The following is a 12,303-nucleotide window of genomic DNA, read 5'->3' as shown; positions in this document are numbered from 1 at the left end:
TGCGGTTGTGGGAAAGAGGGGGCATAACGCGAACAGGTGGCCGGCGCGTCTTCCCAGCGAATAGGACATGACTAAGTGCAGGAGCATAGACAGGAAGGTTCGGTCGTCTAGCTGTCCGTGCCTTATCCGCAATTCGGGGTTAGTCAACTATGGGCTTTCGCTCCGCCGGCAAGCGACGTCTTCGTCGTCCGGTGGGCTGGGTTAACTGTGGAGCAAGCTGATGGCGCAAGGCGAACATGTAGATAAGCTGTTAGGTCTGTTATCGGGACAAGGTAAAGCGGCCTATTTTGGCGAACCGGTTTCCGTACTCGAGCATTGTTTGCAGTGCGCCTATTTCGCCGAGCAGTCTCGTGCCGCCCCGGCAACGGTGGCCGCGGCGCTGCTGCACGACATCGGGCACATGCTGCACGGGTTGCCCGAAGACATTGCGCAACACGGCGTGGACGGTGGTCACGAAGAACTGGCTGCCGCCTATTTGTCTCGTTGGTTCGGCGAGGACGTCACTGAAACGGTACGCCTGCACGTTGCCGCCAAGCGCTATCTCTGCTCGACGGATCCCGGTTACATCGCGCGGTTGTCGCCAGCGTCCATCGAAAGCCTGCTTATTCAGGGCGGTCCCATGGAACCTCATGAAGTGGCCGTATTCGAAGCTTTGCCGAATGCGAAGACGGCCGTGGGGCTTCGTCGTTGGGATGACGAAGCCAAGATTCCGCAGTTGCAGGTGCCAGGATTGGAGCACTACCGCCCGGTTCTTCTGCAGGTATCGAAGTCGATGGGGTGATGTGCCCGATGGGCCTGGCGCGAGCTGATCTCAGAACCAATCAGCGTAGGTTGCCGGAAGGCATCAAGCGCGGCCATACAGGTTTGGGTGTCATCAAGATCTCCGAATGTCCTATCCCGTGGCCGGCGCGGCGCTGCGACCTTCCGGGCCCAGTGATATAGCCGGCTTCTGTCGAGGGGCGTTGATGCCATCACTTACGCTGGCGCATGGGGTGAAAAGGAATTCTGTTGCGCAAGATATTGCGAATGCTGATAATTCTGGACGTCCCAGGGTCGCATTGCTGCATTTTCCTCGCGATTCGGGCCTGCATCTTATGGGGGAGGGCGCATGGTCAGAGCAATGGGGCAGGTCGTTCGCCCGTGTTTGTTGATGGCGTTTTTGATGCTCGGATCTACAGGCGTGCATGCCCAGCCAACCTCCGATGCTCGCGCGAGGGCAGATCGGTGTGGCTATAAAAGCTACGAGAAAGTGATTGAGTCAACTCGCTTGTTGGTTTTGAACGAGTCGAGATTTCGCGTTCCCGCTGGATTTTTAGGGCCCAACAGGACATACGGCTGTGTGCTGTTTGCCTTTGATATCGACCGGGATGGAGAGGCGAGAAATATAGAGGTTGTCAAATATTCGTCTACGAGAATCTTGGTAGAGAGCGCAAAGAGATCACTGAGTAAGTATCGATTCGAACGTGATGACATATCACCTCAGAAAAAGGTTATTTTTTTCGAGATAGATGCCTATCGGAGTCTTCTTGCATCGCCTGAAATTAACAAGTCGGATTAGAAGATCCGGTTTTACTTTTTTGCCATTGTCGTGCAAAAAAATGCCAGGCACGGAGGCCTTTGCTGCTGTTATGTTGCGTAGCTTAATCGCGAGTGGTGAGTGTAATGATTAAGAAATTATTTTTTTTGACGGTGCTATTTTTTATTTTCGTAGGAAGCGGGAGTCCCGTTTTTGCGGGCGGCGTGGGTGATGAGATTGGATGCAACTTTCCTGATGCCGTTTTTAATTATTCGTATCTTGATTCTTTAACGAATTCATTTTTGCCTGGCGATGCGGATTTCATTAGTCACTCAAGTGATGGAATGAGTTCTGGAAAAACTCAGATATTTCTATGGTGCGTTTATAGAAATAAAAGAGTTGCGCCGGGGTTTTTTAAAAAGATAAAGATGCCTTCGCTATTGGCAAGGAAGGATGACGCTATCAACTCTATATTATGGTTGATGATGAAGCGTGGCGGCTATTTTTCGGGCGCGAACCCAAGGGTGGGGGAGTCATATGAATCTTCTCTTTCTTCATGGTGGGAAGGTTATAGGACGGTCCATCCTCGCGAAGAGCTCAAGCTGGAGTTGTATTCAGGTAAGAGCGAGCTACCCCAGAAAGCGATGAGCAATGACGTATATGGCACGGAAGATGTAGACCTTGCACTCAGGCAAGGGATGATCGAAGAATCCTCGGGCAGGAGGATAGATGCATTTTTTCACTACTTAAGGGTGGCCGGTTATGGATATCAAATTGGATTGACCGGGGTCGCACTGTTGCTCCCCCAGCTTGGTGGCGACAAGTGCGTCAGTCGCAGCGCTTACTACGTACTACTGTCTGGTTCCATTGCACCAGTCAACTGGGTTGGTCATGAGGTAAAGAACCAGAACTATGCGTTGCAGAAGCAAAAATAAGTGGTTTATGGACGCGACGGTCCTCTTCAGGAGGATCGTTGTCAAGATAACAAATGGCGGAGTTAATAGACGGATTGCTGGGATGGTAAAAAGGCCTAAATTGATCGATCTTCCTGATGAAAAGTCGGTGCATCGATATATCCGCAGCTTGCATCTTCGTTACGTTTTTTTTCTGATCTTGCTTTTATCGTTAGTAGCTTGGTGGGAGCGGGGGTTTTGGCGTGCGGTTATAGGAGGTGTGTCGCTTTACGGATTCTTGGTACTAATGGTGTTTCTTGCTGACTGGTCCGACGCCGCCAAGCGAAAAAGAAAGACGGAACGTGGCCACGGCAACGAGGATCTGGCGTATGGCGAACAAGATGTCACGCGCTGGGAAAATTCCATGCTTGAGCTATTTGTAGACTGGTCTAAAGGATTGGCTGAGAAAAATGAAATGGATGGGACGACTATCGAGGTTACTCGAAGTGAGCCATCGGGCAATCCTTCCGTTCGACTAGATGTGGATACGCCAACAGTGGTTGCTCGAATCACCGTTTGGGAAACAGGTGCCTATGACGCGGAGGTGATTGATGTGAAGACCGGAAAAGTCCTGTTTCTTCGCGGAGGCGCTCTGGAAGGAGCGATGTTTGATAGAGAATTCGAAGATTTTTTTTGTGCTATTGGTTTGCCCATCGTTCGCTGAGCTTCCTTGGAACCACAGTGGTTTTGATCTTGCGTGCTTGCATGGGCTCACAAGAGCGCGAAAGTGGCTGCCTTTTTCCTTATCCAGATTAGGCGTCATGGCGGGCGAGGACCATGGAACGACCCATTCCAGCCAGGACCCAGGGCCTTGAGCGGCTACATCCCGACGCTTATCCCTCCAATGGCACCACAACACGCTCTTACCCTCATATCAACTACCATGCGCTCACATCCTCTGAGCGCACGCCATGTCCCCTGAGTCATCCCGTCGAACGGCCGACGCCGTTCGACACCCGTCCGTGGACGCCCCCGCGGACCGGCTGAAGTTCAGCGGCGACAACGCTTTCCATCGTGAGCTGAGGCGGCGGGTGGATGATTATTTCAGTCAAAGCGAGCACAAGCAGCGCGACAGCGGGCGGATGTACCTGAAGACGGCGGTCATCCTTGTTGCTTTCGTCTTCTCGTACGTGTCACTCGTGTTCTTTGCGGCGACGTGGTGGCAGGGGCTGCTGCTTAGTGTTGCGCTAGGCATCACCATGGCGCAGATCGGCTTCAATATTCAGCACGATGCCGGCCACCAGGCGTATTCGGAGCGTCGCTCGGTCAACAAGTGGTTGGCTCGCACGCTCGATCTGGTGGGTGGCAGTTCGTATATCTGGCATTGGAAGCACGCACACTTCCACCATACCTACGTCAACATCGACGAGTACGACAGCGATATCAACCTGGGGGCGTTGGCGCGGTTTTCGCCGGGACAGAAGCGTCACTGGCATCATCGCTGGCAACATATCTATCTGTGGGTGCTCTACGGCTTCACCGCGGTGAGCTGGCATCTGCATGACGATTTTCGTGATATTGCCACCGCCACCATCGGCAAGCGCCCGATGCCGCGGCCGCGGGGCAAGGAACTGGCAGTTTTCGTGCTGGGCAAGGTGGTGTTCTTTGGTCTTGCCTTTGCGCTGCCGCTTGTCTTTCATTCGATTGGTGCGGTGTTGCTGTATTACACGATTACCGCGATGGTCGCGGGCTTGCTGCTCGCGCTGGTATTTCAGCTGGCGCATGTGGTGGAAGAAGCCTCGTTTCCGGTCGCTAATGAAGCCGGGCGTATGGACAAGCCCTGGGCGATCCACCAGCTAGAGACGACGGTGAACTTTTCGCGCGATAGCCGGCTGATTACCTGGTTGGTCGGTGGCTTGAACTTTCAGATCGAGCATCACCTGTTTCCGCGCGTTTGCCATGTTCACTATCCGGCGATTTCGCGGGTGGTGGAGACGGCCTGTCTTGAATATGGCGTGCCGTATCGGGCCAATCTCTCGTTTGGGGCTGGTATCGCTTCGCATTATCGGTGGCTGCGGCGGATGGGGCGGTAATGCGCTCGCGCTGAAGGGCTCGGCTGCAACGCGCGTTTGCGTCACGGCTTGTCGCGACTGAAGTCGCTCCTACAAACTAGGACAAGCCTCGCTATCTTGTAGGAGCGACTTCAGTCGCGACCATTCGAAGCGCTACCATCTCCCTTCGGAGGCAGTAAAGGATCGACAACGCCATCGATCATCGCAGGGACGCCGGAGGGAGCCAGCTTCCCTTCGAACTGCCTCATATACGCGAAAGCGCAGGCCAATTGCAGGTTGTACTTCGCCTCACTGTCCATCCAGGCAGGCGGCCATGCTGCGATGGCCTGGCAGCGATCCTTCAGCACGGCGGGATCGGGTTCGCGACCGGGTATGCCGCGATAGCGCAGCACGATCAGGTTGGCCTGGATGTCTTCGGCCAGCTCGTTGTAGTACGACAGATTGTTGCGATAGGCGCCGAACTCACGAGAGTTCAATGCAGGCGTTATTTGCGGATTTACCGACAGCGCCGCCGCCTTACGCAGATAGAGCTCCGCCTGGACTGGGTCGGAAGCCATCATCGTCGCCCCCTTGTAGTAATACGCTTTCATCAACGCCGGCATCTGCGAGGGCAGGGGATGGTCGCCCCACCAGGTGATGACGTGTTCGACGCTGTGTTCGTAGACCGCGTGTTCGGTTTCCTTGCTGAGCTTCTCCGGCAGGTCGTAGCAGCCCAGGACGCAGGCGGCGACAGCATCGGGTTCGCCAGCCTGGAGGTGACGCCATTTTTCGGCACGCCGTGCGCTATCGCGTTGGTCATCCACCGCATTGGATACCAGCGCCACCGGCACCATGGGTACAGCCAGGGCTGCGTACATGGCATTGCAGCCGAACGAATGGCTGGTGGACAGAATGTTGCAGTTGCTGGTCGCACAGCCGCTCAGCAACAGGCCCGAGCTTGCGATCAGGCCCCTCAGGTGCCTGCCAAGCCAGGTTTGCATCGTATGGCTCACGTTAGTCCTTTATGTGGCGTGGAAGCGCGCAGGCGCATGCGGCTCGGATCAAATCCCGAGCATCCGCATGGCCCTCGCGGTGGCAGTCTTGGTGCGCTTATCGTTGGGCGATCCGTCGATCAGCCACAGGAATACCAGGGCGGTATAGAAGAGATTGAGAGATACGAGACCTGGAAAGGATGCTCGTTTATGGGGCGATACGCACGCATACATGACTCGCGCCGTCCTTTGCATTCGCGCGAGCGCCTGGAACGGATGCAGGAGATCGTATTGCATGACACGTTTTACAAAGCGCTTCATGGAACGATTCTGGTCGAGACGTGTATCGATGACCTCCGCCATGCAACCCGCCGGCGTAATCAGGAAGGAAGCTTGCATGCTGGCGTCGGAGACGTCACTTACGAACCAGAGAGCCTCTGTGGCACCGGAAGGAAAAATCTCTCGCCAGCGGATCGCATCGCCGAATACAGCCTCCGAGGCTAGGGCGAGGGTCTTGCGGTTCACACCATGCTCGGGCACCCATTCGACGAATGCCTTGCTCAAGAGCCGGCGGTCATTCGAGGCCGGAAACGCATTCCAATCCATGTTTTAGTGAGCCCCGAGAATCTTTACGCTCAAGCGTATGGCTCTGCGTAACAGTTGTTGTGAGATCGAGCCATCTGCCAGCCAGACGAGTACGCAAGCGCTATAGAGCACAACGAGACTCCATGTCTTGAACTGTCGACCCAGAATGGAACGGGGCATGGGCCGATCCTGAAACCGCCACATCGCCCTGGCGGTTTGAGCGGTTCGGGTCAACGTATCCACGGGGTGGAGGGCATCGGACTGGGCCAGACGACGCACAGCTCGTTTTATGGGAGTCTGGTCGTTAAAGCGATTCAGGATGATCTCCGAAAGCGGTGCAGGCCCCCGCGTGTCGAAGCGGACGGACATGACGTTATCGGCGTAGTGATTCAAATCCCATCCCAGACTGCGCGCGCCCGCAGGCCAGCGCGCGTGCATTTCTTCGGCAGATAGGCCACGCGCAAAGCAGAAGCGACGAAGTGCAGTGGTGTTCCATCCGTCATGGCCAGCTTCCTGAGCAAAGGCGAGGACAAGAGCTTCGTCTTTGATGGTCGAGTGACTGGCTGTCATCTGGCTTTGAGTGGGAGGGCGCGCGCAGTCTCAGCATATGGTGCTGACCATCGGCACGCCAGCCGGCATTTCAAAGTGGTCATGACAGATGGACAAAAAGTGGTCATTTCGGCGAGCCAGTGCTCGGCGATAGCGTAGCTCATACGCCAAAAGGCTATTGGAGACTGTCCATGCACGCGCTAGCGAAGGTGTTTATTTTCTCCGTATCGATGCTGGTCACGGGCTTGGCGCCCGCATGGGCCGATCAGGCGAGCCCGCCATCCGTTGCAGCGCCTGCCGATGGGCAACATGATTTCGACTTCAATATAGGCGTCTGGCATACGCATATCCGACGTCTGAAAAGCCCGTTATCCGGAGCGTCCGACTGGATGGAGCTCAACGGCACCGTTACCGTGCGCAAGGTCTGGAACGGCAAGGCCCAACTCGAGGAAATCGAGGCCGACGGCACTGGCGTGCATTTCCAAGGGACGACGTTGTTCTTGTATGACCCCGCGGGCCATCAGTGGCGACAGTATTTCGCCAGCAGCGACGAGGGTGTGCTGGAAACGCCCAGCGTGGGCGAATTCAAGAATGGCCGCGGGGAATTCTATGACCAGGAGTCGTATCAGGGCCGCGCCATTCTGGTGCGTGGCATCTGGTCGAATATCACGCCGAACGCGCATCGTTACGAACAGGCCTTTTCCCAGGATGGCGGGAAAACCTGGGAAACCAACTTCGTTGCCGATCTGACGCGGATCAAACCGGCAGGGGCTTGATCCCGAATACGCTGGGCGGCGTCACTGCGTCCGCCGCCCAGCCTTATCCCTTGCGAGGACTCATCAAGCGTCTGGCTTCTTTGTCGCCTGCTGCGCCAGTTGCATGGCTTTTGCCACACCGCTGACCGCTTGCGCTACCGCATCTTCGGCGGCTTTCATCGCGTCTTCGGTGCTCTTGTATCCGGCGGTGATCGCGGCGAGCACGGCAGCGTGCGTGCTCGCGAGCTGGGCTGCGACGTCGTTGGGCTGCGACTCGGTATCTTCGTTTGCCATCGTCATTTCCCTTCTTGCGACTTGCCGGCGGGACCGTTCTTTGCCAGTGCGCTCAGGCGCTCGAGCGTTTGCGCGATATCGTCGGAATTGAGCGCCTCGCTGGCAAAGCGCAACGCTTCCTGCGGATTCGAATCGAGGATCGATCGAGCAGCAGCGGTGGTCACGGCGTTGCGCAGGATGTAGAGCTGCTGCTGTTGCGCAACGGCATTCTGCATCGCCAGGCCGATGGCTTGCGCCATGACCTGGTCCGCCATGGCGCGCGTCAGTGCCTCGGACGAGCCAAGCACCGTTTCGTTGACCTGGGACACCGCGTCGGTGATCTGGCTGTTGACTTCGGTTTCGTCTGCCATGGTCTTACTCCTTCGGTAGCGGTTCACCGAAGAGCGAGTTGACGCAACGCGTCACGACGGCCTGCGCGATGCTGTTCGCATTCTGCTGGTTGGCTGCGGCGTTCTCCATCGCGATGCCGAGGGAGTGGGCCGCGGTCTGGTAGACCGAACCCAACGCCATGGCGGGGGCTTCCCCCAATACCTTGACGTTTGTTTGCGAGACCGAATCGGTAATCTGATCGTTGACTGCAGTCGGAAATGCCATGGACGTATCCCCTTATTTGCCGGCTGAGCTGAAAAGCGATTCAACGCAACGCGTCGTCACCGCCTGCGCGATCTGATTGGTCAATTGCTGGTTGCTTACCGCGTTTTCCAGCGCAATGCCGATCGAATGGGCTGCGGTCTGGTAAATCGATCCCATCGCCATGGCCGGCGCTTCAGCGAGCACCTTTACATTGGACTGGGTGACGGCGTCGGTAATCTGCGAGTTAACTGCGGTAGGAAATGCCATTGTCAAACCCCCTGTTTGAAAAAAGCCGATCGAAAGTCGCGCAACACTACGCCTATGCAAGTGTCCGTTGCAAGGGATTTGCTAAGGCAAGTAATCACGGAGATGGACTACTTGCCCATTTTCCACTAAATCAATGCGTTGAATTAAAGTGGAAGATTATTGACAGAGCGATTGCCAAATAAAGTCTCGTCTTGGCACCTGACTTCAGGTTTGCCGCATGAACGCTGTTACATGAGCGGCGATCGTATCGGGTCCATCCTCCAGGCAGTAATGTCCAACGCCTGCCAACCTGTGGATAGGTGCCTGAGGAAACAGTTCGCTAAACAGGGGCAGGAAGTGCTCGGCATGGAGCGTGCGATCGGCCAGTCCCCAGATCGCAAGCGCGGGCCTGGACTGGATCTGTCGTCTTGCGCCTGCATCAGGTGTTTCGAAACGGTGCGCGTTTATCGCAAAACCCTCGGCCCAGCCGATAACGCCTGCGCTGTCGGACGGGTCCATGAAGTGCGCTCCGTAGGCACGCAACCAAGTGTCGCTGATCAACGCATGATTTTCGAAGCCGTTGAGCTTCAGCGTGCTGAGAATATTGAAACCGAGCTCGCCCAGTACGGTTTTCAGGCGGTCTTGCGATTGCGCTTTCATGATCCATTGAAACCAGGGGGATACCTGGGCATTTGTCGTCAGGCGCTCGACGAGGCTGGCTTGTCCGAAGGGTGTGGGGCCGTTGGCAGCGATGATTCTGCGAATCCGATCTGGATGCCGCGCCGCCAGTCCCATGCCGACCGGGCCGCCGAAATCATGCATGACCAGGGTGATGTCACGCAGATCCAGCGCAAGCACAAAGCGTTCGAGATTATCGACATGGTCCTGGAGCCAATAGGTACGGTCCTGCGGTGTTGCGCTTTTTCCAAAGCCCATATGGTCGGGCACCAGCACGCGACAGTTTTCATGCAATGCCCCAACCAGATGCCGGAAGAGATAGCCCCATGTGGGTTCGCCATGCAGGCAAAGCACTACTTGCCCGTCACGTGGCCCTTCATCGATGTAATGCATCCGAAAGCCTGGGGACTCGGTGAATTTCGCGGAATAGGGAAAGCTGCCGTTGAATGTTTCGTCGGACTGGATCATCGATGGTGCGCCTTGAAGGTTTTGGTTTTAAATTGAAACCAATTGCTTTGTAGCATCACTGGTTTTATCTTGCAACCTTCAGAGGCGAGGCAGCGATGGTAAAGCGAACCACCCACAACGAATCTTTATGCGGCGTAGCGCGGCCGCTCGATGCCATAGGCGATGGTTGGTCGCTATTGATCGTGCGTGATGCGTTCGACGGCATGCGCCGATTTGGAGAGTTTCAGCGGAGTCTTGGGCTTGCCAAGAACATTCTGGCCGCGCGCCTGCGCCACCTCGTGGCTTACGACATCATGGAGACGGTGCCGGCGTCCGATGGCAGTGCCTATCAGGAATACATTCTGACGGAGAAGGGACGGGCACTGTTTCCGTTGTTGGTAGCGCTCAGGCAATGGGGCGAAGATTTTTTCTTTGAGCCCGGCGAGGCGCACGTGGTTCTGATGGATGCCAAAGGGCGACCTGTTCCGAAGCTTTTGCCACGCTCACAAGATGGGCATGTGTTGGGTTCGGAAGACACCGTCGTACGATTGCCTTCCAAGCGTCGATCAAAATAGAGGGTTGGAGCTAGTTGTCGATCAACGGCCGCCGCTCGCCGCATAGGCTCGGATGGACTCGGACGCGCGATGCTGGAATTCCGACGAGGCGAGTATGGACTTCATGCGTCCCGGTACGTCTTTGTGCGCGGGATACAGTTCGTTGAAGGCGATCTGTTGCGCCGATGTCAGCGGCCGCCGGTCCGTGATCGCTTGTGACGCGCCAGATGCGTAGTAGTCGGCAAGCGCGCGCGTTTCTTCCACCGTGAACTTGTTTCGAAGCGCCGAGGCCATGACTTTGGCCACTTCGTCGCCGCTCAGGTGCGATGTCCTCTCGCCAAGCGGGTCGAACGCGTCATCGAGCCTGGCTCGGGCGGCATTTGCTTTGAAAGCTTCGGTGAGATGCGTGGCGGCAAAGAAGCGCTCGAGATTGGCGTCCTTTTCCGAGCGTATGTCGTCGGCCTTGGCGGCGAGCGACAGCGTTAATCCCGCTGTCAGGATCAGAGTCCGGTGGACACGCATACGGGTCTCCTTGCCTGGGGTTCTGGCGAATACTGTAGTCCTATAACCCCAAGCTCGGCGAGCGGGCTCGTTCGTAAATTAAAGCGACCGAAGCGGTGCAATATTTCGCGCTCGTAGCGCTATTTAGCGCCGCGTCGCCAATACGCCATCCAAGGCCAATTGTGCCTTGAAACCGGCCTTCTCCAGACGCTTTTCCACTTCGCGCGGCACATCGCGAGCACTGGTGAGTTTGTTCGGGCTGCCGGTGTAGTGAAACAGGCGACCGCCGCGGCGAAGTACACGCGCGAGTTGATCGTAGAACGCCTGGGAATAAAGCTCGCCTGCGATGCCGAAGCGCGGTGGGTCGTGCAGCAGCGCGTCGACCGAGTTGTCGGCGATGCGCATGATCGTTTGAGATACGTCGCCATGCTCAAGCTGCAGGCGACCGCCGCTGGCAGGCGCATCGGGATCCGGCGACCACGGATTGAGCGTGCGCAACCACAGCACATCCGGGTTCTTTTCGAACGAATGGATACGCTCTACGCCAGCCTCCAGGCAGCAGGCGGCGAAGTAGCCAAGGCCCCCGCAGGTATCGAGGACTATCTTGCCCTTCGGCTCGACCAGCGCCACCTTGCGACGCGCGTCCTCGAACGGCGAGTCCTTCGCCGTGGGCAGCATCTTGATGCCGTCGATCTCGAACGTAGGTGCGCCCCATTCGGTAGGAACCAGCTTGATCAGCGAGCCGGAAAAGCGCGATACCGGCGCAAAATCCTCGCCGTCCCAGTAGTAGATCGTGCGATCTTTCAGTTTGCCGGGAAAAGGGTAGGGCTGGCCTTTCCAGCGCCACGCATTCGCTTGCAACGTCGCGCTGTCGTTCGAGCACCCGAGGTCCAGCGACCCGGTCCATTCCGCCGCGCCAGCATCGCGTGCAGCCAGCAGGGCGTCGGTATCGGGACGCGTAAGAAGAGGGCCGGAATAATGCGACACGACGAGCTGATCTCCTGGGGCGAAAGCGGGGTGTACCGATCGCCATTCTCACAGGGAGACCCTTGAGGGGAAAGAGCGACCTCGACAACCATGCAGGTGCCGAGGTCGTCGTTCGGCCGGATTACTTCTTCTCGATCGCCTTTACCGCATCGAGCGTCTCCTGAACATGCTTGGTGGGGCTCAGGTTGGAATAGACGTGGGTGATTTTCCCCGACTGGTCGATCACATAGGAGGTACGGTCCGACCAGCCCGGCTTCATCTGCAAGGTGGAGTCGTATTCCTTGGCGATCTTCGCGCCTTCATCGGCGGCGACCGGGAACTTGCCGCTGCAATGCTCGGTTTCCTTTGAGAAGTCCGCCAGTTCGCTGGTATTGCCGGCGGTGACGCCGATCACCGTCGTATGCATCGCCTTGAACTGATCGATGGCCTGGGAGAACAGGTGGGCTTCGACATTGCAGCCGGAGGTATGCGCGGCGGGGAAGAAATAGACCACCACCGGGCCCTCCTTCAACGCGTCGGCGAGCTTGAACGTAAAGGCTTTGCCAGCGAGAAAGGCCGGTGCCGAGAAGTCGGGCGCCTGCGTGCCTTCCTTCAGTGCGGCGAACGCCGGTGCGGCCAGGGTGGCGGTACCGACCAGGGCGAGCGCGGCGAGCTTGATGAGTGACTTCATGACAGTGATTCC

General features: G+C 57.0%; 15 protein-coding genes and 2 pseudogenes. 6 read left to right on the top strand and 11 right to left on the bottom strand.

Annotated features, from left to right (window positions below; translation table 11 throughout):
- The first annotated feature begins 220 nt into the window (after positions 1 to 220).
- From QMG46_RS19625 to QMG46_RS19610, 4 genes are all read left to right on the top strand, one after another.
- Positions 221 to 781: an HD domain-containing protein gene (locus QMG46_RS19625; protein WP_281849555.1), complete on the top strand. Its 561-nt coding sequence runs from the start codon at positions 221 to 223 to the stop codon at positions 779 to 781.
- Between the two features lie 881 nt (positions 782 to 1,662).
- Positions 1,663 to 2,451, top strand: coding sequence for a hypothetical protein (locus tag QMG46_RS19620; protein ID WP_281849554.1), 789 nt, complete (start codon positions 1,663 to 1,665; stop codon positions 2,449 to 2,451).
- Between the two features lie 7 nt (positions 2,452 to 2,458).
- Positions 2,459 to 3,133 (top strand): immunity protein TriTu family protein, encoded by a 675-nt coding sequence (locus QMG46_RS19615; protein WP_281849552.1) that lies wholly within the window; start codon positions 2,459 to 2,461, stop codon positions 3,131 to 3,133.
- A 298-nt stretch (positions 3,134 to 3,431) separates the two neighbouring features.
- On the top strand, positions 3,432 to 4,502 hold the full coding sequence (locus QMG46_RS19610; protein ID WP_281849551.1) for a fatty acid desaturase family protein: 1,071 nt from the start codon (positions 3,432 to 3,434) through the stop codon (positions 4,500 to 4,502).
- A gap of 110 nt (positions 4,503 to 4,612) precedes the next feature.
- Here QMG46_RS19610 and QMG46_RS19605 read toward each other — a convergent pair whose 3' ends face one another.
- From QMG46_RS19605 to QMG46_RS19595, 3 genes are read right to left on the bottom strand one after another with little or no spacing between them, the layout of a single operon-like run.
- Complete coding sequence (locus QMG46_RS19605) at positions 4,613 to 5,473, bottom strand: hypothetical protein (RefSeq protein ID WP_281849550.1); 861 nt, start codon at positions 5,471 to 5,473, stop codon at positions 4,613 to 4,615.
- A 48-nt stretch (positions 5,474 to 5,521) separates the two neighbouring features.
- A complete protein-coding gene (locus tag QMG46_RS19600; protein WP_281849549.1) occupies positions 5,522 to 6,058 on the bottom strand; it encodes a hypothetical protein in 537 nt (178 codons plus the stop codon).
- 3 nt (positions 6,059 to 6,061) lie between these two features.
- A complete protein-coding gene (locus QMG46_RS19595) occupies positions 6,062 to 6,607 on the bottom strand; it encodes a hypothetical protein (RefSeq protein WP_281849548.1) in 546 nt (181 codons plus the stop codon).
- Between the two features lie 170 nt (positions 6,608 to 6,777).
- On the opposite strand from QMG46_RS19595, the gene QMG46_RS19590 reads away from it, so the two are divergent.
- Complete coding sequence (locus QMG46_RS19590; RefSeq protein WP_281849547.1) at positions 6,778 to 7,362, top strand: hypothetical protein; 585 nt, start codon at positions 6,778 to 6,780, stop codon at positions 7,360 to 7,362.
- Positions 7,363 to 7,425: 63 nt separating this feature from the next.
- Here the strand turns inward: QMG46_RS19590 and QMG46_RS19585 are convergent, their stop codons facing one another.
- The 5 genes and pseudogenes from QMG46_RS19585 to QMG46_RS19565 form a co-directional block, all read right to left on the bottom strand.
- Positions 7,426 to 7,635: a hypothetical protein gene (locus QMG46_RS19585; RefSeq protein WP_281849546.1), complete on the bottom strand. Its 210-nt coding sequence runs from the start codon at positions 7,633 to 7,635 to the stop codon at positions 7,426 to 7,428.
- A gap of 2 nt (positions 7,636 to 7,637) precedes the next feature.
- On the bottom strand, positions 7,638 to 7,985 hold the full coding sequence (locus QMG46_RS19580) for a RebB family R body protein (protein WP_281849545.1): 348 nt from the start codon (positions 7,983 to 7,985) through the stop codon (positions 7,638 to 7,640).
- Between the two features lie 58 nt (positions 7,986 to 8,043).
- Positions 8,044 to 8,229 (bottom strand): annotated as a pseudogene (locus tag QMG46_RS19575) (RebB family R body protein); the annotation flags it as partial.
- Positions 8,230 to 8,289: 60 nt separating this feature from the next.
- A pseudogene (locus QMG46_RS19570) lies at positions 8,290 to 8,475 on the bottom strand (RebB family R body protein); the annotation flags it as partial.
- 204 nt (positions 8,476 to 8,679) lie between these two features.
- Positions 8,680 to 9,600: an alpha/beta fold hydrolase gene (locus QMG46_RS19565; RefSeq protein ID WP_281849543.1), complete on the bottom strand. Its 921-nt coding sequence runs from the start codon at positions 9,598 to 9,600 to the stop codon at positions 8,680 to 8,682.
- Positions 9,601 to 9,695: 95 nt separating this feature from the next.
- Between QMG46_RS19565 and QMG46_RS19560 the strand changes: the two genes are divergently transcribed.
- Positions 9,696 to 10,154, top strand: coding sequence for a winged helix-turn-helix transcriptional regulator (locus QMG46_RS19560; RefSeq protein WP_281849541.1), 459 nt, complete (start codon positions 9,696 to 9,698; stop codon positions 10,152 to 10,154).
- 21 nt (positions 10,155 to 10,175) lie between these two features.
- Here QMG46_RS19560 and QMG46_RS19555 read toward each other — a convergent pair whose 3' ends face one another.
- The 3 genes from QMG46_RS19555 to QMG46_RS19545 form a co-directional block, all read right to left on the bottom strand.
- Positions 10,176 to 10,655: a DUF2059 domain-containing protein gene (locus tag QMG46_RS19555; protein WP_281849540.1), complete on the bottom strand. Its 480-nt coding sequence runs from the start codon at positions 10,653 to 10,655 to the stop codon at positions 10,176 to 10,178.
- A gap of 123 nt (positions 10,656 to 10,778) precedes the next feature.
- Positions 10,779 to 11,621 carry a class I SAM-dependent methyltransferase gene (locus QMG46_RS19550; RefSeq protein WP_281849538.1) on the bottom strand — a complete coding sequence of 281 codons (843 nt, stop codon included), beginning with the start codon at positions 11,619 to 11,621 and terminating at the stop codon, positions 10,779 to 10,781.
- A gap of 121 nt (positions 11,622 to 11,742) precedes the next feature.
- The gene (locus tag QMG46_RS19545) at positions 11,743 to 12,291 is read right to left on the bottom strand and encodes a peroxiredoxin (RefSeq protein WP_281849537.1); all 549 of its coding nucleotides are present in this window, start codon (positions 12,289 to 12,291) and stop codon (positions 11,743 to 11,745) included.
- Positions 12,292 to 12,303 lie beyond the last annotated feature (12 nt).

The sequence above is a fragment of the Dyella sp. GSA-30 genome (assembly GCF_027924605.1).
Lineage (GTDB): Bacteria > Pseudomonadota > Gammaproteobacteria > Xanthomonadales > Rhodanobacteraceae > GSA-30.
This window is presented reverse-complemented; position numbering and strand designations above follow the sequence as displayed.